Source organism: Variovorax sp. UC74_104, from assembly GCF_044055375.1.
Classification (GTDB): Bacteria; Pseudomonadota; Gammaproteobacteria; order Burkholderiales; family Burkholderiaceae_C; genus Variovorax.
In genome coordinates this window covers 3208126-3233444 of sequence record NZ_CP171978.1, presented here as the reverse complement: position 1 = coordinate 3233444, position 25319 = coordinate 3208126, and the positions used below count along the sequence as shown (strand labels likewise).

Below are 25319 nucleotides of genomic sequence, written 5' to 3'. Positions count from 1 at the left end.
CGCGCCGCGCCAAGGTGGCGCCATGACACATCCCATCGAACTCACCATCGAGGAGCCGCTGCCGGGTGCATACGTCTGGCAGCTGCTCGAAACCGACGACCAGGGCACGCATCCGCGCGTGCTGCGCACGGCCTTCGAGCCCGCGGAAAGCTACGAACTGGCGCTTTCGTCCGGGCAGCGCGCGCTGCAGAGTGAAATTCGGCATCGCACGCCTCCTGGCGCGTCGTAGCCGGGGCGCTGTTCTGTTCTGACCTGATGCCAATCTGCCGGGGTGACGGAGGCCCCGGCCAAGGCCCTGGCCTCGTGCCCGTGTCGGAAAGGGGCTCGTGCATGGCGCGGCAGCCCGCGCATCGGCCGCGATTCTTCAGGCGTGGAGGCCGAAGTCCGCGATGGTGAGCGTGATGGCGCGGCCCGGCCTGGCCCGGTAGCGCGCAACGGCCGCGGGCTCTATGGTGTGGAAGTGCTCCTGGCAGGCACCGAGCAGCTGTTCGCCGATCGCTCGCACGCCGAATTCGTCATGCAGCGTTTCCTCGGAGATCTGCGCGAGCACGCGGGGGCCGGCGGGGCCGTCGGGATAGAAGGCGAAGCGCACGCTCGCGGTGTCGAAGCAGTAGATGCCTTCGAAATTCGTCATCTCTCTTGTCTCCTTGTGTCTGCGGTGTCTGTTCGTTTCCTTGCGGATTGGCGGCATTGGGCGCGCCTCGCATGGTCACCGGGTGTGGAAAGCAGCGCGTGCGCGTGCAGGAAACGTCCTACATGAATCGAGGCGCACGCTTTCACCCTGAAACGGCCATGGCTTCGTTTTCCGCGCGTCGATGCGGCGAAGATCGGGGCCTCCAGATTCGCGCCTCGCTGCATGCACTTTTCTCTTTCCACCGGCAATCCCGATCCGCTGAACGCAATGGCGGCAACGACCGCGACCATCACGACGCGCCCCGTCCGGGTTCGTCTCCGAACCGTCGCGTCCGGCCTTGCCGCCGCCGCCCTCGCCCTCCAGCTCGGCGCATGCGGCGGCCCCAGCGAGGCGCAGCGCCAGGCTGCGGTGACCACCGCGCCGCCCACCGACTGCACCGCCTGGGTCGGCACCGACCGCAACGCGATGATGGACGGCTACCTTCTGCCGCAGGATCCGAAGAACGCCAGGGGCCCCAAGGTCTGCGTGCCGGTGCTGATGAACGCCAACCGGCCGCCCGCCGGCTACGCGGGCGGCAACTACTACATCAGCGAGTTCACCGACGACAAGCTCAAGGCCCGCTGGCGCGCCTGCAAGGAAGACCCGGCCTGCTTCAAGCGCATCGACGCGCAGATGCAGCGCTGGCTGCCGCCCAACAAGGAGCGCGCCACGCGCTCGACCGGGGTTGTCGATCCGTCCGGACGCATCGACCCCGATGGCAACGTCGACCTCAGGCAGATCCGCCGCCCAGCCTTCTTCGCCAAGGCGCTGTACCGCGAAGGCATCGCCGAGGCCGACGCGCGCACCTACGTGGTGGAGTTCACCGCGCCGCGCGACACCTTCGAGCGCATCGACCTGAAGATGACCGGCGACATCAAGCTGCGCGGCTGGTACATCGAGGGCGCGGGCGTGGACGACGGCAAGGGCAGGAAGACGCGCGCGCTGGTCGTCATGGCGCCGGGCGGCGGCGGGCAGCTCACGGCCATCCAGCATCCCGACGAGGTTGCGTACCGCCTCGACCAGAAGACCGGCAGGACCGTGCCGGTGAACTTCCCCAACGCGACCACCGAGACCATGGGCCAGCGCTGGTGGCGCGAGAACCTGTATGCGCTGAACCAGGCCGGCTTCGACGTGCTGGCTTACGACCGGCGCGGCGAGGGGCTGTCGGGCGGCTTCAGCGACACCAACACGCTGGAGCAAGGCGAGGACGTGTTCCGCGCGCTCACGGCGCTGGAGACCGGGCGCGGCCTGCGCATCCTCACGCCCAGGGGCGAGGTGCTGGAAGGCGAAGCCACGCGGGGCCGGCTGCTGGCGGGCATGCCGGCCAGCGAGATACCGCTGGTGCTCGGCGGCTATTCGCGCGGCTCGATGTCCACCGCCTGGGCGATGACGAAGAACTACGTGGCCCAGTGCAGCTTCGACATGCCCCAGCCCAACTGCACGCCGCCCAAGGGCCTGCGCAACATCCGCGGCGCGCTGCTGCTGTCGTCTTTCGCGAGCGGCGCGGGCTACGTGGGCGATTCGCCCGACCTGGCCGACCGCAACCTCTTCCTGGGCGGGATGGCGGCCGAGCATCACATCGTGTTCTATCCCAACTCCTCCACGCTCGCGGGCATGGACCGCTGGCCCGCCGCCTTCTTCGGCAAGGGCCTGTGGGACCGCGCCGAAACGCTCGAAGGCACGGTGGCCGCCTACAACCGCATCCGCGGCCTGAAGGAGATCGTGCTCGCACGCGGGCCGCACTCCATCGAGACCTGGCCCGAATCCGACCGCGCCTACCTGCGCGAGCGCATGGTGGTGTTCGCCAAGGGGCTGATCGTCGGCGGGCGCACCATCCCGGGCGCGCGGCCGTGGAAGGACTTCAAGTCGCTGGTGGCGACCACGCCCGATTCCTGGGAGCCGTCGTCGCGGCCGAAGGCCCCGTGATCGCCCTGGGCGATCAGTAGCTGCGCGGATCGTACGGCCGCCGGTCGTAGCGGTCGGGGATACCGTCCCGGTCGCTGTCGCGGTTGCGCTCGTAGCGGTCGGGAATGCCGTTGCGGTCGCGGTCCCTGTCGTGGCGGTGCCGATCGTGGCCGCAGCCGGCCGCGAGCGTGGCGACGGCGATCAGGAGAATGAAGTGCTTCAAGCTGGTGTGCCCGTGGTGTGGGTGTTGTTTTCGGGAAGCCCAGTGTCGGCAGGCCCGCTGAAGAATCGCTGAGCCTTCGCTGAAGGCTTCGTGAACGCCGGCGCGCCGGGTTGAAAACCGGGCGCGCACCGCCATTTCCTTCAGGTTCCGCCGACTGAAAGAAGAGGTACTCCCATGGGCGCGCGCGACGAATTCATCCTCGACTCCTACTCGGCCACCGTCACCCAGGTGGCCCACACCGCCAGCGCGGCGGTCGCCCACATCAAGGTCCGCAAGGCCGCGCAGCGCGGCGGCGGCCCGGGCGCCCAGGGCAGCGGCTCGGGCTTCCTGTTCACCCCCGACGGCTTCACGATCACCAACGCCCACGTGGTCGAGGGCGCGACCGAGCTGCGCGCCGCCTTCGCCGACGGCACCGAGAGCACGGCGCGGCTGGTCGGCATCGACGCCTCCACCGACATCGCCGTGCTGCGCATCGAATCGCACCCCAGCGCCTTCCTGCCGCTGGGCAGCTCGGCCGCGCTGCAGCCGGGCCAGCTGGCGGTGGCGGTGGGTAATCCGCTGGGCTTCGACTTCACCGTGACCGCCGGCATCGTGAGCGCGCTGGGCCGCAGCCTGCCTTCGCGCGGCGGGCGGATGATCGAGGACGTGATCCAGACCGACGTGGCGCTCAACCCCGGCAACTCGGGCGGGCCGCTGCTGGACAGCGCCGCGCAGGTGATCGGCGTGAACACGGCGGTGATCCCATCGGCGCAAGGCCTGAGCTTCGCGGTAGCCATCGACACCGCCCGCTGGGTGGCCGGTGAGCTGATGCGGCACGGCGCCGTGCGGCGCGGCAAGCTCGGCGTGCAGTGCGCGGCGGTGGCCCTGCCCCGGCGCTGGGTGCGCGAGAACGAATGGCCGGTGGCCACGGGCGTGCGGGTGGTCGAGGTGGTGGCCGGCTCGGCCGCCGCGCGCGACGGGCTGCGCAGCGGCGACATCCTCGTCGGCTGCGACGGGGTGCCGCTGGCCCAGTTGTCCGACCTGCTCAAGCGGCTGGCGGGCGAAGGCTACGGAAAGCCGCTGCTGCTGAAGCTGCTGCGGCCGGTGGCGGGCACGCTCACGCCCTTCTACCTGACGGTGACGCCCGGCGGCTGAGACCCTCCCGAGCCGGCGGAACGACAATAGGCTCCTGCACCGAAGCACCCCGTCAGGAGAAAACCTTGTCCACCGTCACCATCACCCCCCAAGTCGCCACCAGCAACGAGGCCCCCTTCGTCCTCTTCGGCGGCGTCAACGTCCTCGAGTCGAAGGACCTCGCCCTGCGCAGCGCCGAGGAATACGTGCGCGTCACGCAGAAGCTGGGCATTCCCTATGTGTTCAAGGGCAGCTTCGACAAGGCCAACCGCTCCTCCATCCACTCCTACCGCGGCCCCGGCCTCGACGAAGGCCTGAGGATCCTGCAGGCCGTGAAGGACGGCTTCGGCGTCCCGGTGCTCACCGACGTGCATGAGATCGCCCAGGCCGCCCCGGTCGCCGAGGTGGTCGACGTGCTGCAGCTGCCCGCCTTCCTGGCGCGGCAGACCGACCTGGTGGTGGCGCTGGCCAAGACCGGCCGCGTCATCAACATCAAGAAGCCCCAGTTCCTGAGTCCCTCGCAGGTGCTCAACATCGTCGAGAAGTTCAAGGAAGCCGGCAACGACAAGCTGATTCTTTGCGACCGCGGCACCTGCTTCGGCTACGACAACCTCGTGGTCGACATGCTGGGCTTCGGCGTGATGAAGAAGGTGTCGCAGAACCTGCCCATCATCTTCGACGTGACCCACGCGCTGCAGCAGCGCGAGGCCGGCGCCGCCGCCTCGGGCGGCCGCCGCGAGCAGGTGGCCGACCTGGCGCGCGCCGGCATGGCGGTCGGCCTGGCCGGCCTCTTCCTCGAAGCCCACCCGGATCCAGCCCAGGCCAAGTGCGACGGCCCGAGCGCCCTGCCGCTGGACAGGCTGGAGCCCTTCCTCACGCAGATCAAGGCGCTGGACGACCTGGTCAAGTCGTTCCCGCCGCTGAAGATCTGAACCGGGGCCCGGCGGCAGCCGAGGGACCCGGCGGAAAACTTCAAGAAGTTTTCTAAAGTTTTCATTTGAACAACCGATAACCAGCGATGAAGGGCGACCCGACGGTCGCCTTTCGTCCTCTCATTCCTGGTTTCCGGAGTTCGACCATGTTCCTGAGCAACGTCTCAATCGGCAAGCGCCTGGCCATCGTGCTGGGCATCATCCTGGCGCTTTTCCTGGCCACCAGCGCCGCCGCGGTATGGAAGCTGCAGCAGCTCAGCCGCGAGATAGACGCCATGATCGAGAACAACCTGAAGATCGAGCGCGCCGGCTCCGACTGGCTGCGCTACACCACCGCCGGCGTGCAGCGGGCCGCAGCCATCGCCAAGAGCAGCGACCCCAGCCTGGTCGACTATTTCGCGCCGGCCTCGGCGGCGTCGATCAAGAACACCAACGAGCTGCAGAAGTTCATCGAGGAGAAGCTGGCCAAGCCGGACGAACGCGCCCTGCTGGAGAAGATCGCGGGCCTGCGCAAGGCCTACCTGGGCGCGCGCGAGGAAGTGAGCAAGCTCAAGCTGGCCGGCGACCTCGAAGGCGCCAACCGCGTCTTCGACTCCCAGTTCCAGCCCACCTCGGTGAGCTACATCGCGGGCGTGCAGCAGGTGGTGGACATGCAGCGCGAGCAGCTCGATGCCGCCGCCGCCCGCGCCAACAACCTGCGTGCGCAGACCAGCACGCTGCTCGTCGTGTGTTCCGCCGTGAGCCTGGCGCTGGGCGCCCTGCTTGCATGGCAGCTGGCCCGCAGCATCACCCGGCCGCTGCGCAGCGCCGAGAGCATGGCCCAGTCGATCGCCGCCATGGACCTGACGGGCAAGGCCCAGGCCAGCTACGCCGGCGACGAAACCGGCAACCTGCTGCGCGCCCTCGACCAGATGCGCGACGCCCTGCAGGGTTCGCTCGCGCAGGTGCACGGCGTGGTGGCGAGCGTGTCGACGGCCAGCTCGCAGATCGCGGTGGGCAACCAGGACCTGTCCTCGCGCACCGAGGAGCAGGCCAGTTCGCTGGAGCAGACGGCCGCATCGCTCGAGGAACTGACCTCGACGGTCAAGCAGAACGCGGACAACGCACGCCAGGCCAACCAGCTGGCCACCTCGGCATCCGAAGTGGCTGCACGCGGCGGCAACGTGGTGTTCCAGGTGGTCGAGACCATGGGCTCGATCAATGCCTCCTCGAAGAAGATCGTGGACATCATCGGCGTGATCGACGGCATCGCGTTCCAGACCAACATCCTCGCGCTCAATGCGGCCGTCGAGGCGGCCCGCGCGGGCGACCAGGGGCGCGGCTTCGCGGTGGTGGCGTCGGAAGTGCGCAGCCTCGCGCAGCGCTCGGCCGCGGCGGCCAAGGAAATCAAGTCGCTGATCGGCGACTCGGTCGAGAAGGTCGAGGAAGGCAGCCGCCAGGTGGCCGACGCGGGCCGCACCATGGAGGAGATTGTCGGCAGCGTGAAGCGGGTGACGGACATCATGGGCGAGATCAGCGCCGCGAGCCAGGAGCAGACCTCGGGCATCGAGCAGATCAACCAGGCCGTCACGCAGATGGACCAGACCACGCAGCAGAACGCCGCGCTGGTCGAGCAGGCCTCGGCTGCCGCCCAGTCGCTGCAGGAGCAGGCGGGCAGTCTCTCGCAGATCGTGGGCAGGTTCAGGCTGGAACACCAACGCACGGCCGAGGAGCCGACTGCGGGCCTCGCCTTCAGCCCCATGCACCTGATCGCTGCCCGCTAGAAAGAGACCGCCAAGGCCCCCGGCGGGAGAAAGCGGCGAAACTAGGCGCCAGCCTTTCTCCCCCGGAGCCCAATTTGCCATCCAACAAAGCCGCCCGCATCGCCCTGTCCGCCTCGGCCGCCGCGATCGGAAGCATCGCCGCGTACTGGACGCTTCTCGCCGCGCGCCAGGGGCACATCCTCTTCAACGCCCGCAAGCTGCCGGTCGTTCCGCTCTCCGACGATTTCTCGACCTACTCCCACACCGTGCCGGGCGGCATGGTGCGCGGCTATGTCTACCACCCGCAGGGCGAAGAGGCGCTGCAGGACCTCTTCATCTACTTCGCCGGCCGCGGCGAGGACGTTCGCGCCACCGCCCGGACGCTGCACTGGCTGCCCGAGGGCTTCGGCTTCGCTGCGGTCAACTACCGCGGCGTGGCCGATTCGCAGGGGCACCCTTCGGAAATCGCCTCGGTGCAGGACGCCTGCCAGTTCGCCCGGCACCTGCGCAAGGCCTTTCCGCATGCGCGGCTGCACGTGGTGGGGCGCAGCCTGGGCACGGGCGTGGCCATCCAGCTCGTGGCGCGGCAGGACTTCGCGAGCCTGCAGCTGGTGACACCCTACGACTCGATGCTGGAAGTGGCGAAGAAGCGCTTTCCGCTCGTGCCGCTTTCGCTGCTGCTGCGCCACCAGTTCAACTCGCTCGAACACTGCAAGGAAGTCGCGGCGAAAACCCAGGTGCTGCTGGCCGAGACCGACGACGTGGTGCTGCCGGAGCGTTCGCAGAAGCTCATTGCCGCATGGCCCACGCCGGTCAGCGTGCAGACCGTTCCCGCCTCCGACCACCACAACATCATGGGCCTGGAGGCGACCTGGCTGCACCTGGTCGACTTCGCATTGACTTCGATCCTCCCCGAACCGAAGGTGGCGTAGCCGCCTAATTGCCCGCCGCCATTCCGTCGAGCAGCACATCCAGGGCTTGCTCCGCGCTGAGATGCAGGGCCTCTAGCTCGGCCGTGGGCGCGCGCAGCACGCCCACGCCGAGCAGGGTCGAGAGACCATGCACCATGGCCCAGCAGGTGTGCGAAAGCTGTCGCGCGTCGCCCTGGCGGAAGCTGCCGTCGGCCTGGCCCTCGCCGACCAGCCCCAGCAGCAGGTCGAAGAGCCGCGCCCCGGCCTGCACCAGCCCCTCGTTCGATCGCGCCTGCGAGACCGCGCCGAACATGTGGACCAGCAGCCGCGGCGACTTCAGACCGAAGCCCACATAGGCGCGGCCGCACGCCTTGAGCCGCGACCGCGATCCGGCGGGAAGAGCGTCCGCTATCGCCGCTTCGCAGCCGGCCAGCATCTCCTCGAAGCCCTGCAGCGCCACGGCTTCCATCAGCGCGCGCTTGTCCTCGAAATGGCGGTACGCAGCGGTATGCGAGACCCCGACGGCCTTGGCCATCTCGCGCATCGACAGGCCGTCGAGGCTGTCGCGCTCCATCTGCTCGCGGGCATATGCGAGAAGAACGGCTTTCAGGTCGCCATGGTGATAGGAGGTGCTCATGCTCGATGCCCTGATGTTGACAGTGGAAACAACGCAATCCGATAATGTTTCCATTGTAAACACCGAGCACGCATCATGAGCTTTCTCCTTTTCATCTGTTCATTCGGCGCGGTCGCCTGGGCGGTTTCGCGCCTGCTGAAGCGGCCTCTCGACCTGCGCGGAGCAATGCGCTGGGGCATGGGCCTGGGCTTCATGTTCACCGGCGTCGACCACTTCGTGAGCGCATCGACGCGCTATGCGCCGATGATCCCCGACGCCCTCGCCCAGCATGCGCTGGCCTGGGTCTACCTGACCGGCGCGGCGGAGCTGGCCGGAGGGCTGGGGCTGCTGGTCCCCGTGCCGGTCTACGAACGCCTCGGCCTGCCGAACCTGCAGAAACAGGCCGGCATCTGGCTCTCGGTGATGCTGGCCTGCGTGGTCGCCGCGAACATCAATGTGGCGCTCAAGGGGCAGACGGTGCAGGGTCTGGAGTTCGGCGCCTGGTACTTCTGGATCCGGCCGCTGTTCCAGCCCGTCTTCATCGCGTGGGCGCTCTACTGCTCGGGCGCGTGGCCGAAACGGGCGGCCGGGTCGCCACAGGTACGTGCAACTCCATCAATCCGGCAACCCAGTCGATGAACAGGCGCAGCTTGGCGCTGACGTGCCGCTTCGCCGGGAAGGCGATGTACAGCGGCATCGGGTCGAGCCGCCAGCCCTCGAACAGGGGCACGAGTTCGCCGCTTGCCACGTGCGCGCGGGACATGTAGTCCGGCAGCCAGAGGACCCCGAGCCCGGCCAGGCCCGCCGCCAGGTAGGCATTGCCGTCGTCCACCGAGAGCACGTGGCGCCCGTGCACGGTCAGGCTCTCCACATCGCGATGCATGGTGTACGGGAGGTTCCTGCCGGTGCGCGACCACAGGAAACCCACGATGCGGTGATGCGTGTCCTCGAGCTCCCGTGGGTGAGAGGGCACGCCGGCCCGCGCCAGGTAGCCCGGCGCCGCATGCACGCCGAGCTGCAGGTCGCCCACATGGCGCGCGATCAGGGACTGGTCCGTGAGCTGGCCGCCGCGCACCACGCAATCGACGTTCTCGCCGATCAGGTCCACCGCGCGGTCGCTCACGCCCATGTCGAGCTGGATGTCGGGATAGCGCTCGTGGAACGCGGGCAGCGCCGGCACCAGGATGTGGCGGGCCAGCGGGCTCGGCACGTCCACCCGCAGCCGTCCTCTCGGCGATGCGGACGCGGCGGACAGGCTGGTCTCGGCATCGTCCATGTCGGCCAGCAGGCGCACCACCCGCTCGTAGTACGCCGCCCCGTCGGCCGTGACGTTGACCTTGCGCGTGGTGCGGTTGAGCAGCTTCACGCGCAGCCTGGCCTCCAGCTGCTGCACCAGCTGCGTCACGCTGGTCTTGCTCATGTGCAGTGTCTGCGCCGCCTTGGTGAAGCTGCCCGCCTCCACCACGCGCGCGAAGGCCTGCATCGCATCGAAACGGTCCATGTCTGCCCCCGATTGTTTGGCCTGTGCAAACAGTGATTGTTGGCCTTGCCTGTTTATCCGGGCCTCGCGGCTGCCTAAAGTCCCTTCATCGCAACGGCGGATCGGCCCCGATCCGCTCCAGGAAGCAATGAACCAGGCAATCGAGAAGGCAATCCATCCATGACTCCACGCGACGTCGTCTTTCCCCCCGGCCGCCAGGCCCTCTATGAGAAGAACCGCTATTCGCCGGCCATCCGGTCCAACGGTTTCCTGTTCGTCTCGGGGCAGGTAGGCAGCCGCCCCGACGGCTCGCCCGAGCCCGACCTCGAAGCCCAGGTGCGCCTGGCATTCCAGAACCTCGATGCGATCCTGTCGGCCGCGGGCTGCACCTTCGACGACGTGATCGACGCAACGGTCTTCATCGTCGACCCCGAATCGAACTTCGAGACGATCTGGAAGGTGGTGTCCGAACACTGGGGCGGCCCGCCGCACCCCACGCTGACGGGCGTCGGCGTGACATGGCTCTACGGCTTCCAGTTCGAGATCAAGGTGATCGCGAAGCTGCCCGAAGGCAGCGCAGGCAGCTAGGGCCGCAGGGGAGGCACGGCGCCAGGGTAACCTGTCGCCATGGACTCCCTCATCGCCGCCTCCGCCCGCGCCCTTGCCGCGGGCGACGCACTCGGTGCCCTCAAGCGGGTCGCGCTGCGCGACGACCCGCCGGCACTGGCCCTGCGCGGCATCGCGATGGCGCAGCTCGGCGAGCATCCGCGGGCGCGCGAGCTGCTGCGGCGCGCCGCGCGCGGCTTCGGCGCGCATGAAGAGCACTCGCGCGCCCGCTGCATCGTCGCGGAGGCCGAGGTGGCCCTGGCGATGCGCGACCTGGGCGGCTCGCCGCGTTCGCTGTCGGCCGCCGCAGCCGCGCTGGAAGCGCACGAGGACCATGCCAACGCACTGCAGGCCCGGCTGATCGCGGCGCGCCGGCTGCTGCTGCTCGGCCGCCTTGGCGAGGCGCAAGCCGCGCTCGCGCATCTCGATGCGCGCGGCCTGCCCGCATCGCTGGCGGCGGTTTCCGAGCTGGCCACGGCCGAGCTGGCGCTTCGCTCGCTGCGCATCGCTCCCGCCCGCGCGGCGCTTTCGCGCGCGCACGAGGCCGCGGCCCGCGCCCGCGTGCCCGCCCTGCTGGCCGAGGTGAACGAGGCACTGGCGGCATTCGACCGCCCCGCGGCCCGCCGGATCGACGCGGCCGGCGAACAGCCCCTGCGCCTGGACGAGGTGGCCATCCTCCTCGACTCCGACACGCTGGTGGTCGACGCGTGCCGCCGTGGCCTGGGTGCCGGCGATGCATGGCGCCCGCTCGCCCGCAGGCCGGTGCTGTTCTCGCTGGCGCGCTCGCTCGCGCAGGCATGGCCCGGCGACGTGGATCGCGAGGCCTTGATCGAAAGCGCATTCCGCACGCGCCACCCCGACGAGACGCACCGCGCGCGCCTGCGCGTGGAGATCGGCCGGCTGCGCGCGCTCGCCGCCGGGCTGGCCGGCATCGAGGCCACGCCGCGCGGCTTCGTGCTCAGGCCGAACGACGGGCGCGGCGTTGCCGTGCTCGCACCGCCCATCGACGGCGACCAGGCTTCGCTGGTGGCGCTGCTGTCCGACGGCGCGGCCTGGTCCACCTCGGCGCTTGCGCTGGCGCTCGGGGCCAGCCAGCGCACGGTGCAGCGCGCGCTGGTGGAACTGGAGGCGGAGAACCGCGTGCGCTCCATCGGCAAGGCACGCGCGCAGAAGTGGCTCGCGCCGCCGCTGGCGGGATTCACGACGATCTTGTTACTCCCCGCCGCACTGCCGATTGAATAGAGTTGTCTCCAGGCGCCGGTTTCGAGGCGCTTCATACAAGGAGCCAACGATGAGCAGCAAGACAGGCAAGAGCAATCCCACGGTACGCGCCGCCGAGATCGTGCGCGAATACGGCCCGTTCGGCGGTGCCGGCCAGGTCCACGGCGTGACGCATGACGGCCACCGCGTCTGGGCCGCCACCGGCGCGAAGCTGGTGGCCTTCGATCCGGCCAGCGGCGAGACCAGCCAGACACTCGATGTGCCCTGCGACGCCGGCACCGCCTTCGACGGCAAGCACATCTACCAGATCGCGGAGTCGCGCATCGACAAGATCGACCCCGCCACCGGCAAGGTGCTGGCGTCGATCCCGGCGCCGGGCAACGGCTACGACTCGGGCCTCACCTGGGCCGAGGGCAGCCTGTGGGTCGGGCAGTACCGCGACCGCAAGATCCACCAGGTCGACCCCGAGACCGGCGCGGTCGTGCGCACCATCGAGTCGAACCGCTTCGTCACCGGCGTGACCTGGGTCGACGGCGAACTCTGGCACGGCACCTGGGAGGCGGAGGAAAGCGACATCCGCCGCATCGACCCGAAGACCGGCGCCGTGCTGGAGCGGCTCGAAATGCCGCGCGGCGCGGGCGTGAGCGGGCTGGAGTCCGACGGAGCCGATCTCTTCTACGCAGGCGGCGGCGCGAGCGGCAAGGTCCGCGCCGTGCGCCGCCCCGCCACCACCCGCCAGCATTGACGCAGGAGACACCATGAACACCGAAACCATGACGAACCATCGCGTCGTTTCCAGCGAGCAATGGCTTGCCGAACGCAAGGCATTCCTGGCGCGCGAGAAGGAGCTGACGCACTTGCGCGACCAGATCGCGCGGGAGCGTCGCGCGCTGCCGTGGGAGCGCGTGCGCAAGAGCTACCTCTTCGACACGCCCGACGGCCAGCGCACGCTCGCCGATCTCTTCGAGGGACGCAGCCAGCTGCTGGTGCAGCACTTCATGCTCGGGCCCGACTGGGAGCAAGGCTGCCAGAGCTGCTCCTTCATGGCCGACCACACCGACGGCATGAACGTGCACCTCGCGCACCGCGACATCACGCTGGTGGCCGTATCGCGCGCGCCGCTCGCACGCATCATGCAGTTCCGCGAACGCATGGGCTGGCGCTTCGGCTGGGTGTCGTCGCACGACAGCGACTTCAACCTCGACTTCCACGTCAGCTTCACGCCCGAGGAGCTGGCCACCGGCGAGGTCTACTACAACTACGGCAAGCTGCCCTTCCCGCACGACGAGGCGCCCGGCATCAGCGCGTTCTACAAGAACGAAGCCGGCGAGGTGTTCCACACCTACTCGACCTACGGCCGCGGCGTGGAAGTGATGATGGGCGCCTACAACCTGATGGACCTCATGCCCAAGGGCCGCGACGAACGCGAGGTGCCCTACAAGATGGAATGGGTGCGCCACCACGACCGCTACGAGCAGCAGGCGCAGGCACCGGCCATCGGCGCGTGCTGCCACGACAAGCACGCCTGAAGCACAAGCGGCACTCCGGGCGCGTGAAGGCGACGACATCATGGCAAGCCTCTGGCCCTGGCTGGCGGTCGCGGGGGTGGGCGCTCTTCACGGGCTGAACCCCGTCACCGGCTGGGCCTTTGCGGCCGCCTGCGGCCTCCGGTCGGGCGACCGGTCGCGGGTGCTGCAGGCACTGGTGCCGATCGCCCTCGGGCACGCCGCATCCGTCGCGCTCGTGGCTGGCGCCGTGGTGTTCGCTCCCTCGATGGATCGCATCGCCCTGCAATGGGCAGCGGGCGCGCTGCTCGTCGCCGTGGTCGTGCATCACCTGTGGCACGGAAAGAAGACCGGCCATGCCAGGCTCGCACTCTGGTCCTTCATGATGTCCACGGCCCACGGCGCCGGGCTGATGCTGGTGCCGGCGCTGATCCCGCTGTGCATGAGCGAAGCGCCGGCGGCCCGGGAGATCACGGCGTCGGGCTCGCTGGCGCTGGCTTTCGCGGCTGTCGGGGTGCACATGGCGGCGATGCTGGCGGTCACGGGTGCGGTCGCGATCGGGGCGAGCCGCAGCTTCGACGTCGCACTCGCGCTGTTTCAGGGGCGGCCGTTAGGGGTACAAAAGCCTCGACGCTAGCGCTTGCGGGAACCGCCGCCCTCGCCCTTTGCAGCAGTGACCAGTCCCGCGCTTTCGACGAAACCATGGATCAGCCTCAGCCGCGGCGATGACCGCATCCACAGGATGCCGAAGCGCCGCGTCTCCGAAGGCAGTGGCAGCGGGATCTTCGCGATGCGCTGCCCGTCGAGCAGCGGCGAGGCGATGTCGGGCACGACCGAGACGCCCAGGCCCCTGTCCACCATCATCGCGATGGCCAGCAGCGAGCTGAGCTCGAAGCGCTCCTGCGGCACGATGCCGGCGGCGCGCAGGTAGCGGTCGGCCTGCTTGCCGCCGCCGAGGTTGCGGTCGTAGCGGATCAGCGGCGAGGTGCGCAGCAGCTCGTGCGGGTCGCGCCGCGCGAGGCGGCTGGGTGCGAGCAGCACCAGCGGCTCCTCGCGCAGCAGCGCCCAGTCGAAGGTCTTGGCAAGCGCGAACGGCGGATACAGGCACACGGCCGCGTCGAGCTCGCCCTGCTGCATCGCCTTGTAGAGCGCGGCGGTGGTGCCCGACTGCAGGAACACCTTGGCGCCCGGATGCGTCTTCACGAAGCGCGCGAGGATGTCCGGCAGCAGGCTGTGCATGGCCGTGTTGATGGTGCCGACGACCAGCTCGCCGCCCGCAGCCTCGCTGCCCACCAGCGCCTTGATGTCGCTCACCTCGCACAGCAGCGTGCGCGCCCGTTGCACCAGCCGGTGCCCGGCCTCGGTGGGCTGCACCGTGCGGCCGGCACGCGCGAGCAGCGGCGCCTTGAACTCGCGCTCCAGCGCGCGGATCTGCTGCGCCACCGCGCCGGGCGTCAGGTCGAGCCGGCGAGCGGCCTCGGACATCGAGCCCGATTCCACCACCAGAAGAAAGCTTTGCAGGTAGGCCGTTTCCATGAAGATAGATTTTCTGCGATGTGATCGCAGCAAACAGCTGTTTTTCTCTTCTCATGAACTGCCGACACTGCCCTCATGAGAAGCAAACTCTTCGTTCCCGGCACCCGCCCCGAGCTGTTCGCCAAGGCGCTCGCTGGCGAGGCGGACGCCATCAGCCTCGACCTGGAAGACGCCGTGTCCGAGCCGCGCAAGGACGAGGCGCGCGAGACCGTGCGCAGGTTCCTCGAAAGCGGCGAGGCCGCCTCGTCGCGCAAGACGCTGATCGTGCGCGTCAACGCCATGGACACGCCGCACTTCGAGCGCGACATCGCTGCGGTCGCGCGCACCGGCGTGCACCTGATCAACCTGCCCAAGCCGCAGAGCCCCGCGCACGTGCGCGCGGCCGCCGAAGCCATCGAGCGCGCGGAGCGGGCCAACGGCGTGCAGGCGCCCATCGGCCTGCTGCTGAACATCGAGACGCCCGCCGCCCTGCGCATGGCCGCCGAACTCGCGCTGGGGCATCCGCGCGTGGCGGGCCTGCAGCTGGGGCTGGGCGACCTGTTCGAGCCGCTGGGCATCGCGCGGCGCGAGCCTTCGGCGATCCGCCATGCGATGTTCGCGGTGCGCATCGCGGCCGGCGAAGCGGGTCTGTATGCCTACGACAGCGCCTTCGCCGACATCCGCGACGCCGAGGGCTTTCGCGCAGAGGCCAAGCTGGCGCGCGACCTCGGCTTTCTCGGCAAGACCTGCATCCACCCGAGCCAGATCGCCATCGCCAACGAGGTGTTCCGCCCGACCGACGAGGAGATCGCGCATGCCCGCAAGGTGGTCGAGGCGGCGCGCGAGGCCGATGCCAAGGGCGTCGGAGCCTACGTGGTCGACGGAAAGATGATCGACATCCCCTTCGTGATCCGCGCGCGCGCCATCGTCGAGAGCGCGCGCAGCCTCGGCTTGATACCGGGCTGACCCTGCTTCCCCATCCATAAGAAAACCGGAGACAAGACAGATGCGTATTTCCTCGTTCCTTCGCCCGCGCGCGCTCGCCGCAGCCACAGCGCTCGTGCTTGCCGCGCTGAGCGGCACCGCGCTCGCGCAGGCCGCCTACCCTTCCAGGCCCATCACCATCGTCGTGCCCTACCCGGCCGGCGGCTCGAACGACACCTTCGCGCGGCAGGTGGCCAAGGAGCTGGGCGACCAGCTCAAGCAGCCGGTCATCATCGACAACCGCCCGGGCGCCAGCGGCAACACCGGCACGGGCCAGGTGGCCAAGGCAACGCCCGACGGCTACACGCTGGTGGCCGTGTCTTCGAGCATGACGACCAACGCCGCAGTGCAGTCGAAGCTGCCCTTCGACCCGGTCAAGGGCCTCGCGCCGGTGGCGATGTTCGCCAAGGGGCCGTTCATCGTCGCGGTCAACAACGAGTTCCCTGCCAGGACGCCGGCCGAGCTGATCGCCGCCATCAAGGCGAAGCCGGGCCAGTACAACTACGCATCATCCGGCTCGGGCAGCGTCAACCAGTTCGGCACCGAGCTTCTCAAGGCCAAGGTGGGCGACCTGCAGATCGCACACATCCCGTACAAGGGCATGGGCCCGGCGGTGACCGACCTCGTGGGCAACCAGACGCAGCTGCTGATCTCCAGCGGCCCCTCGCTGCTGCCGATGGTGCGCGCCGGCAAGCTGCGCGCGGTGGGCATCACGAGCCTGAAGCCGAGCCCCATCGCACCCGACCTCACACCCATTTCCACCGCCGTGCCCGGCTACGAGTTCGAGCTCTGGTGGGGGCTCCTGGCCCCGGTGGGCACGCCGGCCGACGTGATCGCGAAGCTGAACGGCGCGGTCAACCAGATCCTGTCGAAGCCCGAGATCGCGGCCAACTTCCTGCGCGAAGGCGCCATCGCCACGCCGCTCACGCCGGCGCAGTTCGGCACCGTCATCGCCGAGGACGTGGAGCGCTGGAAGAAGCTGGCGAAGCAACAGAACATCACCGCAGACTGAACAAGGAAAGAGAAAGCCCATGAGCCATACCGCCCCCGAGGACACGCGCCTGCCAGGGCGCCAGGGCCCCGCCGGGCCGCTGAGCGGCCTGCGCGTGCTCGACCTGAGCGCCTACATCGCGGGCCCGTACGGCTGCTCGCTGCTGGCCGACCAGGGTGCGGAAGTCATCAAGATCGAACCGCCCGCCGGCGACAACCTGCGCAAGTACCCCTCGACGCTGGAAGCCGAGAGCCGCGCGTTCATCGGCGTGAACCGCAGCAAGCTGGGCGCGATGCTCGACCTGAAGAACCCCGAAGACCTGGCTGCGCTGATGGAACTGGTGCGCGGCGCCGATGTGCTGGTGCACAACTTCAGGCCCAGCGTGCCGCCGCGGCTGGGCATCGCCTACGAGCAGCTGAAGGCGGTGAACCCGCGGCTCATCTACTGCGCCGTCACCGGCTACGGCGAGACCGGTCCGCTGCGCGAGAAGGCCGGCTACGACCAGGTGCTGCAGACCATGACCGGCATGTGCGCGCTGCAGGGCAAGCGCGGCGAGCCGCCCGAGATCATCTATGGCTCGGTGGTCGACTACTACGCGGCCGCGCTGGTGGCCGCGGGCGTCGCCTCGGCGCTGTACGAGCGCGAGAAGAGCGGCGAAGGCCAGTTCGTGGGCGTGTCGCTGCTGCGCTCGGCGCTCACGATGCAGTCGGCGCGCATGGTATGGGCCGAGGGCGAGCCCAAGGACGTGGGGCGCGACATGCGCTCCGGCGGCATCACCGGCATTCACCCGACGCGCGAGGGGCACATCTACATCTCGGCCAACACGCCGCACTTCTGGCAGGCGCTGTGCGCCAAGGTCGGGTTGCCGGAGCTCGCTGATGACGAGCGCTACGACTCGGTGCGCAAGCGCGCGCAGCACGCGGCCGAGATCGTGCCGAAGCTGCGCGCCGCGCTGGCCGGGCGCACCGCGCTCGAATGGGAAGAGATCTTCGGCGAGGAAGTGCCCTGCTCCGCCGCGCGCACCGTGGAAGACATGTTCGACAACGAGCAGGTGCTGGCCGAGGACATGGTCGCGAACATTGCGCACCCCACGCTGGGCTCGTACCGGGGCTTCACCCGCCCGGTGCGCTTCGGCCGCACGCCCGGGCCCGAGCCCTTCGCAGCGCCCACGCTGGGGCAGCACACGGCCGCCGTGCTGGCCAAGCGAAGCGCGGGCGACTGAGCCATGGTCGACGAGATCGCCGTGCCCCACAGCGCGGGCACGCGCAAGCCCTCCATCGCGGCGCCCGAAGGCGCATGCGACGCGCACATCCACGTGTACGACCGCCGCTTCCCGATGCACGGCTCGCCCGATGCCATGCTCGACCACGCCACCGCCGACGACTACCGCCTGCTGCAGCAGCGCACCGGCACGCAGCGCACGGTGGTCGTGCAGCCGCGCGTGCACGGCACCGACAACAGCGTGACGCTGGCTGCCATCCAGGCGCTGGGCGCGCATCGCACGCGCGGCGTGGCGGTGGTGCGGCCCGAGGTGAGCGATGCCGAGCTGAAGCATCTGCACGAAGGCGGCATCCGCGGTATCCGCTTCACGCTGTACACATCGGCGAACGCGGCGACGGACTTCTCCATGGTCGAGCCGCTGGCCCATCGCGTTCACGCGCTCGGCTGGCACGTGCAACTGCACTGGAGCGCCGACCAGATCGCTGCGCACTCGGCGCTGCTCGATCGGCTGCCCTGCACGGTGGTCTTCGACCACCTCGCGCGGCTACCTCAGCCGGACGGGCTCGCGCACCCCGCGTACCGCGTGGTGAGCCGGCTGCTCGACAACGGTCGCACCTGGATCAAGCTCTCGGGGGCCTACCTCGACTCCGCAGCCGGCGCCGAGGGCGGCTACGCCGACACCATCCAAATCGCGCGTGCCTGGGCGCAGCAGGCGCCCGAGCGCGTCGTGTGGGGCAGCGACTGGCCCCATCCGACCGAACGCACGGCCAAGCCCGACGACGCGCAGCTCTTCGACCTGCTGGGCGAATGGTTGCCCGATGAGGCCGCACGCCGCCGCGTGCTCGTCGACAACCCCGCGCGGCTCTACGACTTTCAATGAACCACAAGACCCAAGACATCGAGATGAAGAAGCGACTCCTGAAATCCATCGCCACCCTGGCCGCCTGCGCCGCTCCCCTGCTGGGCTGGGCCGCCTGGCCCGACAAGCCGATCCGCATGGTCGTGCCTTATGCGGCCGGCGGCGGCGCCGACAACACGGCGCGCATCGTCGCGCAGCAGATGAGCACCGCCCTGGGCCAGCAGATCGTGATCGACAACAGGCCCGGCGCCGGCGGCGTGATCGGCGCCGACAACGTCGCCAAGGCGGCGGCCGACGGCTACACCGTGCTTTACGACGCCTCTGCGTTCTCGGTGAACCCGTCGCTGCGCAAGCTGCCTTTCGACGCGGCGAAGGACTTCATTCCCGTATCGCTGGTGGCCACGGCGCCGCAGATCCTCGTCGTGCCCGCGACCGCTCCCTACAAGACGGTGCCGGAGTTCATCGACTACGCACGCAAGAACCCCGGCAAGCTGAGCTTCGCTTCGGCGGGCGGCGGCACCGGCTCGCACCTGGCGGGCGAGGCGCTGAACGAGCAGGCGAAGATCAACCTGATGCACGTGCCCTACAAGGGCGGCGCGCCCGCGCTGACCGACGTGATGGGCGAGCAGGTGTCGGCCTACTTCGGCAACGTGGCCTCGACGCTGAGTTATGTGAAGAGCGGCAAGCTGCGCGCGCTGGGCGTGAGCTCCAGCAAGCGCGTGCCGGGGCTGCCCGATGTGCCGACGCTCGCCGAGTCGGGCCTGCCCGGCTACAACGTGGTCGAGTGGAACGGCGTGTTCCTGCCCAAGGGCACGCCGGCCGACATCGTGCAGAAGCTCGGCAAGGCGGTGCAGGCCGCGGTCAACGATCCTGCCGTTCGGCAGAAGCTGCTGCAGCTGGGCCTGGAGCCGGCGGGCACCACGCCAGAGGCTTTCGCGAAGTTCGTGCAGCAAGAGACTTCTCGAGTGAGCGCGCTGGTCCGCTCGCGCAACATCAGGGTCGATTGACGCTCGTGCCCTACTGGGTGTGAAACGTAATGTGCGGCCTGCGCCCCGCAGATACAGAAGCATACGCAATCCGCTCAACGCACAGGCAGCCTGGCGAAGAATCGGCTCCGTTCACAGACGAACGCCCGTCACTCTTCCGAAGGAACCGCCATGCGCTTTCGCTCTTCCGCCCTCTACTTCGCAGTCGCCATCGCCGCCTCGGCGGCTGCGCTCACGCTGACCTTCGCGGCGCCTTCGCCGTTCGGCGGTGACATACCTGCTTCGGAAGCCGTCGCGGCGCCCGAATTCCAGAACATCGACAACTGGCTGAACTCGCAGCCGCTCAAGCTGAGCGAGCTGCATGGCAAGGTCGTGCTGGTCGATTTCTGGACCTACACCTGCATCAACTGTCTCAACCACCTTCCGTACGTGAAGGACTGGAACCAGAAGTACAAGGACAAGGGCCTGGTGGTCGTCGGCGTGCATACGCCGGAGTTCGCATACGAGAAGTCGACGAAGAACGTGAAGGACGCGATCGAGCGCCTGCAGATCAAGCATGCCGTGGCGCAGGACAACAGCTACGGCACCTGGAAGGCGTTCAGGAACCAGTACTGGCCTGCGGTGTACCTGATCGACAAGCAGGGGAAGATCGTCTACTCGCACTTCGGCGAGGGCAGCTACGGCACTACCGAGAAAAAGATCCAGGCGCTGCTGGCCGAGCCTGCGCCTGCTGGGACCTGAAACACCGCTGCTGTTTCAGGGCGCGATCACGCCGACGGGGTACCTTGCTCCGCGAATGTCCCCCGGCCTTCGGCCTCCTCCTTTATTTCGCTGCGCAAGGCACCCCATCGTCGTGATCGACGAGCGCGGCAGTCAAACTGCCGGCACAAGCGGAGCGCCCATGTGCGAATGGCACCGGGTGCTCCCCGCAGCGAAATAAAGGAGGAGGGCCGCAGGCCCGGGGGACATTCGCGGAGGGGAGTACCCGGTGTCATTCGCACGCCCCCCCGACAGCCACTCACGAACCACACACGGAGCAAAAGGAATGAAGAAACTCTGGCTCGCCCTGCTCTTCTTCGCAGGCGGCGTCGCGCACGAAATCCGCAACCCGGTGAACTGCCTGTGCATCTCTTCCAGGCAGCAGGAAGGCTCGCGCGCAAGTTCGCGCAAGCCCTCGAAGTGAAGCCGCCCTACTTCGCCGGATGATCCCGGCGGTAGAGCTCCCATTCCTCGATCTGCCGGCCATCCGGAAGCTGGCAAACGCCGTACTGCCCCTTGTCGTTCGACCTCATGAGGGTCTTGCCCCCAAGGCTGTTGCAGTAGACCGAAGCCGGATTCGCCATGCCGACCCGCGGCGGCAAAGGCGGTGGAGGTTCAGGCTGCGCGCATGCAGTGACCAGAAGAAGCGACAGCGCGCCCGACGGGAGGAACAGTGGCTTGATCATTTCGCGAGTGTAGGCCCGCGGCTGCGGCCTCAGTCCAGGGCTTCAACGGCCGACGAGAAGACATAGCCCTCGCTGCGCACCGTCTTGATGTACCGCGGCTCGCGCGCATCGTCCCGCAGCCGCTGGCGCAGGCGGCTCACCAGCAGGTCGATCGAGCGCTCGAAGAGTTCGGCCTCGCGGCCCTGCGTGAGGCTCAGCAGCTGGTCGCGGTTCAGCACCTTCTGCGGATGGTCGAGGAACACCATCAGCAGCCGGTACTCCGCCCCGCTGAGCGCCACCATCACGCCGCTGTCGTCGATCAGGGTGCGCGCGGTGGTGTCGACCTGCCAGTCGCCGAACGCCAGCTTCGAGGCCGACTCGGTGGAACGCATGTTCGGCGGCAGCATGCGCGTGCGGCGCAGCACCGAGCGGATGCGCGCGAGCAGCTCGCGTGCGGAGAAAGGCTTGGCCAGATAGTCGTCGGCGCCCATCTCCAGGCCGAGGATGCGGTCGGCCTCCTCGCTGCGCGCGGTGAGCATGAGGATGGGCGTGGCCTTGTACTTGCCCGTGCGCAGGTCGCGGCACAGCGTGAGGCCGTCTTCGCCGGGCAGCATCAGGTCGAGGATGATGAGGTCGAAGGGCCCCGACTCCTCCAGCGCCGCGCGCATGTGCCGCCCCGTGGGCACCGTCACGACGCGCAGGCCGTTCTTGACCAGGTAGGTGCCGAGCAGTTCGCGGATCTCCCGGTCGTCGTCGACGATGAGGATGTGGTCGGAAGTCTTGGGAATGTTCATGGCTGTACGGTGATGCGCCCGCTGGCGCGGCGGGTAGACGCAATGTAGCCCTTGCCGGCGCCGGAACGGGCGGTTTGTATGCCCGTGTATCCGGCGGGCGGGGCGACCACACTATGTTGCTCGCGCACGGCCCGCCCGCCCGAGCCGGCGCCGGCGGGGCGGACGGGGTGGCGACGGGTAATGTTGTATGTCGGGCCGCGCTACCGAACACACTGGAATACAAAGCGGCGCGCCGCGGCGCGGGACCGGTCTATAAACCAGCCCATGCCCACATCCGCAAGCCTTTCCGACGACCTCGCCCCGGCCGCCCCGCCCCCGGGCCTGCACCGGCTGCTGCCGCGCACGCTGTTCTCGCGCGTCACGCTGATCATCGTGGTCGGGCTGGCCATCGCGCAGCTGCTGACCTTCATGGCCATCCGCTACGAGCGCGGCATCGCGATGCGCGAGCTGATGATGATCGGCATCGAGCGCGACATCGCCAGCTCGGTCGCCATCCTCGACCGGCTGCCCGCCGCCGAGCGCGAGGGCTGGCTGGCGCGGCTGGAGCGGCGCAACTACCACTTCGTGCTTGGCGGCAGCGCGGAGGGCATACCGCCCGACACGCCGCTGTCCCAGCAGTTTGCCAATGCCATCATTGACGCGATGCGCCCCTTCGAGATCGTCAAGGTCGGCCAGGTGAGCAATCCGCCGCAGGGCCTGCAGATCCAGGTGCGGATGTCGGACGGCTCCTCGGTGGTGGTGCATGCGCGGCGCGTGGACATGCCGGTGTCGAGCTGGGTGATGTGGCTGCTGTGGGTACAGCTGCTGGTGCTGGCCGTGTGCGCCTGGTACGCGGTGCGGCTGGTCACGCGGCCACTGGCGCAGTTGGCCGACGCGGCCGACGAACTGGGCCCCGATCTGAAGGGCCGGCAGCTCGCCGAGGAAGGCCCGACCGAGGTGCAGCACGCTGCGCGCGCGTTCAACGCAATGCAGAAGCGCATCGCCGGCTACATGGCCGAGCGGGTCGAGATCCTCGCGGCCATCTCGCACGACCTGCAGACGCCCATCACCCGCATGCGGCTGCGCACCGACCTGATGGACGACGGCCATGACCGCGACAAGTTCCGCCAGGACCTCGACGCCATGCACACCCTGGTGCGCGAAGGCGTGACCTACGCGCGCACCCTGCACGGCGCCACCGAGCCGCCTCGCCGCATCGACGCCGACGCGCTGTTCGAGAGCATGGTGGCCGACTACGAGGATGCGGGCCAGCAGGTGCTGCTCGAAGGCCGCGTGGGCGAGCCCATGGTGACCCGGCCGAACGCGCTGCGACGCATCCTGGCGAACCTGATCGACAACGCGCTGAAGTTCGGCACCGACGTGCGGTTGCAGGTGCACGCCAGTGCCGATGCTGGCGGCCACCGGCTGACGCTGGCGGTGGTCGACAACGGGCCCGGCATTCCGCCCGACCAGTTGGAGAACGTGCTCAAGCCTTTCTACCGCGTGGAGGGCTCGCGCAACCGCAACACCGGCGGCACCGGACTGGGCCTGGCCATCGCGCAGCAGCTGGCGACGGCGATGGGCGCGGAGCTCACGCTGCGCAACCGGGAGGAAGGTGGGCTGGAAGCCCGGCTGACCATGGCCACCCACACAGCCGCGCCACCGGACTGAGCCGGCCGCCTCATCCACCAACTCACCAACCCACCCACCCACCAACTCGTCGACCCAAGCAGGAGCGGCTCGCATCGCGAGACCGCGAGGACCCCGCTCGCCCTTCACTTTTCCCTTTCAGCCACTCACCGACAGGACCCGACCATGCTGCTCCTCATCGTTGCCTACCTCGGAGGCGTGCTCACCATCCTGAGCCCGTGCATCCTGCCCGTGCTCCCCTTCGTATTCGCGCGCGCCGACAGGCCCTTCCGCTCGCACGGCCTGCCGATGCTACTGGGCATGGCGCTGGCGTTCTCGGCCATCGCCACGCTGGCGGCGGTGGGCGGCGGCTGGGTCGTGACGCTCAACGAATACGGACGCAGCGCCGCGATTGCGCTGCTGGCGGTGTTCGGCGTGACGCTGCTGTTCCCGTCGGTTGCAGATCGGATGAGCCGCCCGCTGGTGGCGCTCGGGCTGCGGCTGTCCGAGCCGGCGCCGGGAAAGGCGTCCGTGTTCTCGCCGCTGCTGCTGGGCGTCGGCACCGGGCTGCTTTGGGCACCCTGCGCGGGGCCGATCCTCGGGCTGATCCTGACGGGTGCGGCGCTCAATGGCGCGAGCGTCGGCACCTCGCTGCTGCTGCTGGCTTATGCGGCGGGCGCGTGCACCTCGCTGGCGGCTGCGCTGCTTTTCGGCGGCCGGGTCTTCTCAGCGATGAAGGGGTCGCTGCACGCGGGTGAATGGATGCGCCGCGTGGCCGGCGTGGCGGTGCTCGTGGGAGTGGGCGCGATCGCGTCGGGGCTGGACACGGGGCTGCTGAGTCGTCTGTCGGCGGGAACCACATCGGCGCTGGAGCAGGCGCTCGTGAACAGGCTCGACGTGTCGGCGCCAGCGCCGGCGCCGCAGCCGCAGGCTTCCGCCGCCTCGGAAGGACTGATGCCCGTGTCCGCCCAGTCCTTTCCGACGACGCCCCTGCCGAAGCTGCCGGATGAAGGCGGGCTCCCTTCGCTGGCCGGTGCCGTCGAATGGATCAACTCCCCACCGCTCACGCCCGAAGCCCTGCGCGGCAAGGTGGTGCTGGTCGATTTCTGGACCTACTCCTGCATCAACTGCCTGCGCACCCTGCCCTACGTTCGCGCGTGGGCCGAGAAGTACAAGGACGCCGGGCTGGTGGTGGTGGGCGTGCACACGCCGGAGTTCGCGTTCGAGAAGCAATCGGCCAACGTGCGCCGCGCGGTGAAGGACCTCGGCATCGGCTTTCCGGTGGCTGTCGACAGCGACTACGCGATCTGGCGCGCCTTCGGCAACCAGTACTGGCCGGCCTTCTATCTCGTCGATGCGCAGGGGCGCGTCCGGCACCACCAGTTCGGCGAGGGAAAGTATGCGAAGTCGGAGCAGGCCATCCAGCAACTGCTGGCGGAGGCCGGTCGGCCCGTCGCATCGGCGGGGATTGTCTCGCCCGAAGGCAAGGGCACGCAGGCTGCGGCAGCCGCAGAGCCGGCCCTCTCTGGCGAGACCTACCTCGGCTACGAGCAGGCGTTCAACTTCGCCTCGCCCGGCGGCATTTCGAACGACCGCGCGCGGGTCTATTCCGGTGTTTCAGCGCTGCGTACCAATCAGTGGACGCTGGCTGGCGAATGGAAAGTCGAGCGCGAGCGCGCAGTGCTGGTGCAGCCCAACGGCCGCATCGCCTATCGCTTCCATGCGCGTGACCTCCACCTGGTGCTCGGGCCCGCGGCCGATGGAAAGCCGGTGCGCTTCAGGGTGCGGATCGACGGTGCGCCGCCGCTCGCGGACCATGGCACCGATACCGATGCGCAGGGCAACGGCGTCATCGACGGGCAGCGCCTCTATCAGCTGGTGCGCCAGACCGCGAACGAGAAGGACCGCCTCTTCGAGATCGAGTTCCTGGACGCGGGCGCGCAGGCCTACGCGTTCACCTTCGGTTGATCGACAGTCGCCTACAGATGCTGGGCGACAAGCACCACGGCG

The 25319-nt window shown here is 69.0% G+C and carries 28 protein-coding genes; 21 read left to right on the top strand and 7 right to left on the bottom strand.

What is annotated here, in order from left to right:
- The first annotated feature begins 22 nt into the window (after positions 1-22).
- Entirely contained in the window at positions 23-229 is a 207-nt protein-coding gene (locus tag ACHMXA_RS15065) for a hypothetical protein (RefSeq protein WP_176667461.1), read from the top strand.
- A 135-nt stretch (positions 230-364) separates the two neighbouring features.
- On the opposite strand, the gene ACHMXA_RS15060 is transcribed toward ACHMXA_RS15065, so the two are convergent.
- Positions 365-634 carry a hypothetical protein gene (locus ACHMXA_RS15060; RefSeq protein ID WP_176667460.1) on the bottom strand — a complete coding sequence of 90 codons (270 nt, stop codon included), beginning with the start codon at positions 632-634 and terminating at the stop codon, positions 365-367.
- A 267-nt stretch (positions 635-901) separates the two neighbouring features.
- On the opposite strand from ACHMXA_RS15060, the gene ACHMXA_RS15055 reads away from it, so the two are divergent.
- Positions 902-2599 carry a hypothetical protein gene (locus ACHMXA_RS15055; RefSeq protein WP_395321176.1) on the top strand — a complete coding sequence of 566 codons (1698 nt, stop codon included), beginning with the start codon at positions 902-904 and terminating at the stop codon, positions 2597-2599.
- A 13-nt stretch (positions 2600-2612) separates the two neighbouring features.
- Here ACHMXA_RS15055 and ACHMXA_RS15050 read toward each other — a convergent pair whose 3' ends face one another.
- A complete protein-coding gene (locus ACHMXA_RS15050; RefSeq protein ID WP_176667459.1) occupies positions 2613-2801 on the bottom strand; it encodes a hypothetical protein in 189 nt (62 codons plus the stop codon).
- Between the two features lie 174 nt (positions 2802-2975).
- Here ACHMXA_RS15050 and ACHMXA_RS15045 point away from each other — a divergent pair, with 174 nt between their 5' ends.
- The 4 genes from ACHMXA_RS15045 to ACHMXA_RS15030 all read left to right on the top strand — a co-directional run bounded on the left by ACHMXA_RS15045 (position 2976) and on the right by ACHMXA_RS15030 (position 7520).
- A complete protein-coding gene (locus ACHMXA_RS15045; RefSeq protein ID WP_176667458.1) occupies positions 2976-3935 on the top strand; it encodes a S1C family serine protease in 960 nt (319 codons plus the stop codon).
- Positions 3936-4000: 65 nt separating this feature from the next.
- Positions 4001-4846: a 3-deoxy-8-phosphooctulonate synthase gene (gene kdsA / locus ACHMXA_RS15040; protein ID WP_176667457.1), complete on the top strand. Its 846-nt coding sequence runs from the start codon at positions 4001-4003 to the stop codon at positions 4844-4846.
- A 146-nt stretch (positions 4847-4992) separates the two neighbouring features.
- Complete coding sequence (locus ACHMXA_RS15035) at positions 4993-6609, top strand: methyl-accepting chemotaxis protein (RefSeq protein WP_395321174.1); 1617 nt, start codon at positions 4993-4995, stop codon at positions 6607-6609.
- A gap of 74 nt (positions 6610-6683) precedes the next feature.
- Complete coding sequence (locus ACHMXA_RS15030) at positions 6684-7520, top strand: alpha/beta hydrolase (RefSeq protein WP_176667456.1); 837 nt, start codon at positions 6684-6686, stop codon at positions 7518-7520.
- Positions 7521-7524: 4 nt separating this feature from the next.
- Here ACHMXA_RS15030 and ACHMXA_RS15025 read toward each other — a convergent pair whose 3' ends face one another.
- Positions 7525-8136, bottom strand: a complete 612-nt coding sequence (locus ACHMXA_RS15025) for a TetR/AcrR family transcriptional regulator (protein WP_176667455.1) — start codon at positions 8134-8136, stop codon at positions 7525-7527.
- Positions 8137-8211: 75 nt separating this feature from the next.
- Here ACHMXA_RS15025 and ACHMXA_RS15020 point away from each other — a divergent pair, with 75 nt between their 5' ends.
- On the top strand, positions 8212-8754 hold the full coding sequence (locus tag ACHMXA_RS15020) for a hypothetical protein (RefSeq protein ID WP_176667454.1): 543 nt from the start codon (positions 8212-8214) through the stop codon (positions 8752-8754).
- On the opposite strand, the gene ACHMXA_RS15015 is transcribed toward ACHMXA_RS15020, so the two are convergent.
- On the bottom strand, positions 8654-9616 hold the full coding sequence (locus tag ACHMXA_RS15015) for a LysR family transcriptional regulator (protein WP_176667453.1): 963 nt from the start codon (positions 9614-9616) through the stop codon (positions 8654-8656). The two genes, ACHMXA_RS15020 and ACHMXA_RS15015, sit on opposite strands and share 101 nt — an antisense overlap.
- 159 nt (positions 9617-9775) lie before the next feature.
- On the opposite strand from ACHMXA_RS15015, the gene ACHMXA_RS15010 reads away from it, so the two are divergent.
- The 5 genes from ACHMXA_RS15010 to ACHMXA_RS14990 are packed head-to-tail and all read left to right on the top strand — an operon-like array spanning position 9776 to position 13564.
- The gene (locus tag ACHMXA_RS15010; protein WP_176667452.1) at positions 9776-10183 is read left to right on the top strand and encodes a RidA family protein; all 408 of its coding nucleotides are present in this window, start codon (positions 9776-9778) and stop codon (positions 10181-10183) included.
- 39 nt (positions 10184-10222) lie between these two features.
- Complete coding sequence (locus ACHMXA_RS15005; RefSeq protein WP_176667451.1) at positions 10223-11443, top strand: helix-turn-helix domain-containing protein; 1221 nt, start codon at positions 10223-10225, stop codon at positions 11441-11443.
- Positions 11444-11492: 49 nt separating this feature from the next.
- Entirely contained in the window at positions 11493-12167 is a 675-nt protein-coding gene (locus tag ACHMXA_RS15000) for a DUF6923 family protein (protein WP_176667450.1), read from the top strand.
- Between the two features lie 13 nt (positions 12168-12180).
- The gene (locus ACHMXA_RS14995) at positions 12181-12951 is read left to right on the top strand and encodes a thioredoxin family protein (RefSeq protein WP_176667449.1); all 771 of its coding nucleotides are present in this window, start codon (positions 12181-12183) and stop codon (positions 12949-12951) included.
- A gap of 40 nt (positions 12952-12991) precedes the next feature.
- The gene (locus ACHMXA_RS14990; protein ID WP_176667448.1) at positions 12992-13564 is read left to right on the top strand and encodes a hypothetical protein; all 573 of its coding nucleotides are present in this window, start codon (positions 12992-12994) and stop codon (positions 13562-13564) included.
- Here ACHMXA_RS14990 and ACHMXA_RS14985 read toward each other — a convergent pair.
- Entirely contained in the window at positions 13561-14463 is a 903-nt protein-coding gene (locus ACHMXA_RS14985) for a LysR family transcriptional regulator (RefSeq protein WP_395321171.1), read from the bottom strand. The genes ACHMXA_RS14990 and ACHMXA_RS14985 overlap by 4 nt on opposite strands.
- Positions 14464-14538: 75 nt before the next feature.
- Between ACHMXA_RS14985 and ACHMXA_RS14980 the strand changes: the two genes are divergently transcribed.
- From ACHMXA_RS14980 to ACHMXA_RS14950, 7 genes are all read left to right on the top strand, one after another.
- Complete coding sequence (locus ACHMXA_RS14980; protein WP_176667446.1) at positions 14539-15408, top strand: CoA ester lyase; 870 nt, start codon at positions 14539-14541, stop codon at positions 15406-15408.
- Positions 15409-15448: 40 nt separating this feature from the next.
- A complete protein-coding gene (locus tag ACHMXA_RS14975; protein WP_176667445.1) occupies positions 15449-16438 on the top strand; it encodes a tripartite tricarboxylate transporter substrate binding protein in 990 nt (329 codons plus the stop codon).
- A 19-nt stretch (positions 16439-16457) separates the two neighbouring features.
- Positions 16458-17639, top strand: a complete 1182-nt coding sequence (locus tag ACHMXA_RS14970; protein ID WP_176667444.1) for a CoA transferase — start codon at positions 16458-16460, stop codon at positions 17637-17639.
- A gap of 3 nt (positions 17640-17642) precedes the next feature.
- The gene (locus tag ACHMXA_RS14965; RefSeq protein ID WP_176667443.1) at positions 17643-18518 is read left to right on the top strand and encodes an amidohydrolase; all 876 of its coding nucleotides are present in this window, start codon (positions 17643-17645) and stop codon (positions 18516-18518) included.
- Between the two features lie 23 nt (positions 18519-18541).
- Positions 18542-19504: a Bug family tripartite tricarboxylate transporter substrate binding protein gene (locus tag ACHMXA_RS14960; RefSeq protein ID WP_395321168.1), complete on the top strand. Its 963-nt coding sequence runs from the start codon at positions 18542-18544 to the stop codon at positions 19502-19504.
- 150 nt (positions 19505-19654) lie between these two features.
- Positions 19655-20224, top strand: a complete 570-nt coding sequence (locus ACHMXA_RS14955) for a thioredoxin family protein (RefSeq protein ID WP_176667441.1) — start codon at positions 19655-19657, stop codon at positions 20222-20224.
- Positions 20225-20528: 304 nt separating this feature from the next.
- A complete protein-coding gene (locus ACHMXA_RS14950; protein WP_176667440.1) occupies positions 20529-20666 on the top strand; it encodes a hypothetical protein in 138 nt (45 codons plus the stop codon).
- Positions 20667-20673: 7 nt separating this feature from the next.
- Here the strand turns inward: ACHMXA_RS14950 and ACHMXA_RS14945 are convergent, their stop codons facing one another.
- The gene (locus ACHMXA_RS14945) at positions 20674-20928 is read right to left on the bottom strand and encodes a DUF333 domain-containing protein (protein ID WP_176667439.1); all 255 of its coding nucleotides are present in this window, start codon (positions 20926-20928) and stop codon (positions 20674-20676) included.
- A gap of 29 nt (positions 20929-20957) precedes the next feature.
- Positions 20958-21701, bottom strand: a complete 744-nt coding sequence (locus ACHMXA_RS14940; RefSeq protein ID WP_176667438.1) for a response regulator — start codon at positions 21699-21701, stop codon at positions 20958-20960.
- Positions 21702-21965: 264 nt separating this feature from the next.
- Between ACHMXA_RS14940 and ACHMXA_RS14935 the strand changes: the two genes are divergently transcribed.
- Positions 21966-23351: an ATP-binding protein gene (locus tag ACHMXA_RS14935; RefSeq protein ID WP_176667437.1), complete on the top strand. Its 1386-nt coding sequence runs from the start codon at positions 21966-21968 to the stop codon at positions 23349-23351.
- 144 nt (positions 23352-23495) lie between these two features.
- Entirely contained in the window at positions 23496-25277 is a 1782-nt protein-coding gene (locus ACHMXA_RS14930) for a cytochrome c biogenesis protein DipZ (protein WP_176667436.1), read from the top strand.
- The last annotated feature ends 42 nt before the right edge of the window (positions 25278-25319 follow it).

Excerpts from the sequence above, each read along its gene's own strand:
- ACHMXA_RS15065 (WP_176667461.1), top strand. The coding sequence starts at position 23 with ATGACACATCCCATCGAACTCACCATCGAGGAGCCGCTGCCGGGTGCA.
- ACHMXA_RS15060 (WP_176667460.1), bottom strand. The coding sequence starts at position 634 with ATGACGAATTTCGAAGGCATCTACTGCTTCGACACCGCGAGCGTGCGC.
- ACHMXA_RS15055 (WP_395321176.1), top strand. The coding sequence starts at position 902 with ATGGCGGCAACGACCGCGACCATCACGACGCGCCCCGTCCGGGTTCGT.
- ACHMXA_RS15045 (WP_176667458.1), top strand. The coding sequence starts at position 2,976 with ATGGGCGCGCGCGACGAATTCATCCTCGACTCCTACTCGGCCACCGTC.
- ACHMXA_RS15035 (WP_395321174.1), top strand. The coding sequence starts at position 4,993 with ATGTTCCTGAGCAACGTCTCAATCGGCAAGCGCCTGGCCATCGTGCTG.
- ACHMXA_RS15025 (WP_176667455.1), bottom strand. The coding sequence starts at position 8,136 with ATGAGCACCTCCTATCACCATGGCGACCTGAAAGCCGTTCTTCTCGCA.
- ACHMXA_RS15020 (WP_176667454.1), top strand. The coding sequence starts at position 8,212 with ATGAGCTTTCTCCTTTTCATCTGTTCATTCGGCGCGGTCGCCTGGGCG.
- ACHMXA_RS15015 (WP_176667453.1), bottom strand. The coding sequence starts at position 9,616 with ATGGACCGTTTCGATGCGATGCAGGCCTTCGCGCGCGTGGTGGAGGCG.
- ACHMXA_RS15010 (WP_176667452.1), top strand. The coding sequence starts at position 9,776 with ATGACTCCACGCGACGTCGTCTTTCCCCCCGGCCGCCAGGCCCTCTAT.
- ACHMXA_RS15005 (WP_176667451.1), top strand. The coding sequence starts at position 10,223 with ATGGACTCCCTCATCGCCGCCTCCGCCCGCGCCCTTGCCGCGGGCGAC.
- ACHMXA_RS15000 (WP_176667450.1), top strand. The coding sequence starts at position 11,493 with ATGAGCAGCAAGACAGGCAAGAGCAATCCCACGGTACGCGCCGCCGAG.
- ACHMXA_RS14995 (WP_176667449.1), top strand. The coding sequence starts at position 12,181 with ATGAACACCGAAACCATGACGAACCATCGCGTCGTTTCCAGCGAGCAA.
- ACHMXA_RS14990 (WP_176667448.1), top strand. The coding sequence starts at position 12,992 with ATGGCAAGCCTCTGGCCCTGGCTGGCGGTCGCGGGGGTGGGCGCTCTT.
- ACHMXA_RS14985 (WP_395321171.1), bottom strand. The coding sequence starts at position 14,463 with ATGGAAACGGCCTACCTGCAAAGCTTTCTTCTGGTGGTGGAATCGGGC.
- ACHMXA_RS14980 (WP_176667446.1), top strand. The coding sequence starts at position 14,539 with ATGAGAAGCAAACTCTTCGTTCCCGGCACCCGCCCCGAGCTGTTCGCC.
- ACHMXA_RS14975 (WP_176667445.1), top strand. The coding sequence starts at position 15,449 with ATGCGTATTTCCTCGTTCCTTCGCCCGCGCGCGCTCGCCGCAGCCACA.
- ACHMXA_RS14970 (WP_176667444.1), top strand. The coding sequence starts at position 16,458 with ATGAGCCATACCGCCCCCGAGGACACGCGCCTGCCAGGGCGCCAGGGC.
- ACHMXA_RS14965 (WP_176667443.1), top strand. The coding sequence starts at position 17,643 with ATGGTCGACGAGATCGCCGTGCCCCACAGCGCGGGCACGCGCAAGCCC.
- ACHMXA_RS14960 (WP_395321168.1), top strand. The coding sequence starts at position 18,542 with ATGAAGAAGCGACTCCTGAAATCCATCGCCACCCTGGCCGCCTGCGCC.
- ACHMXA_RS14955 (WP_176667441.1), top strand. The coding sequence starts at position 19,655 with ATGCGCTTTCGCTCTTCCGCCCTCTACTTCGCAGTCGCCATCGCCGCC.
- ACHMXA_RS14950 (WP_176667440.1), top strand. The coding sequence starts at position 20,529 with ATGAAGAAACTCTGGCTCGCCCTGCTCTTCTTCGCAGGCGGCGTCGCG.
- ACHMXA_RS14945 (WP_176667439.1), bottom strand. The coding sequence starts at position 20,928 with ATGATCAAGCCACTGTTCCTCCCGTCGGGCGCGCTGTCGCTTCTTCTG.
- ACHMXA_RS14940 (WP_176667438.1), bottom strand. The coding sequence starts at position 21,701 with ATGAACATTCCCAAGACTTCCGACCACATCCTCATCGTCGACGACGAC.
- ACHMXA_RS14935 (WP_176667437.1), top strand. The coding sequence starts at position 21,966 with ATGCCCACATCCGCAAGCCTTTCCGACGACCTCGCCCCGGCCGCCCCG.
- ACHMXA_RS14930 (WP_176667436.1), top strand. The coding sequence starts at position 23,496 with ATGCTGCTCCTCATCGTTGCCTACCTCGGAGGCGTGCTCACCATCCTG.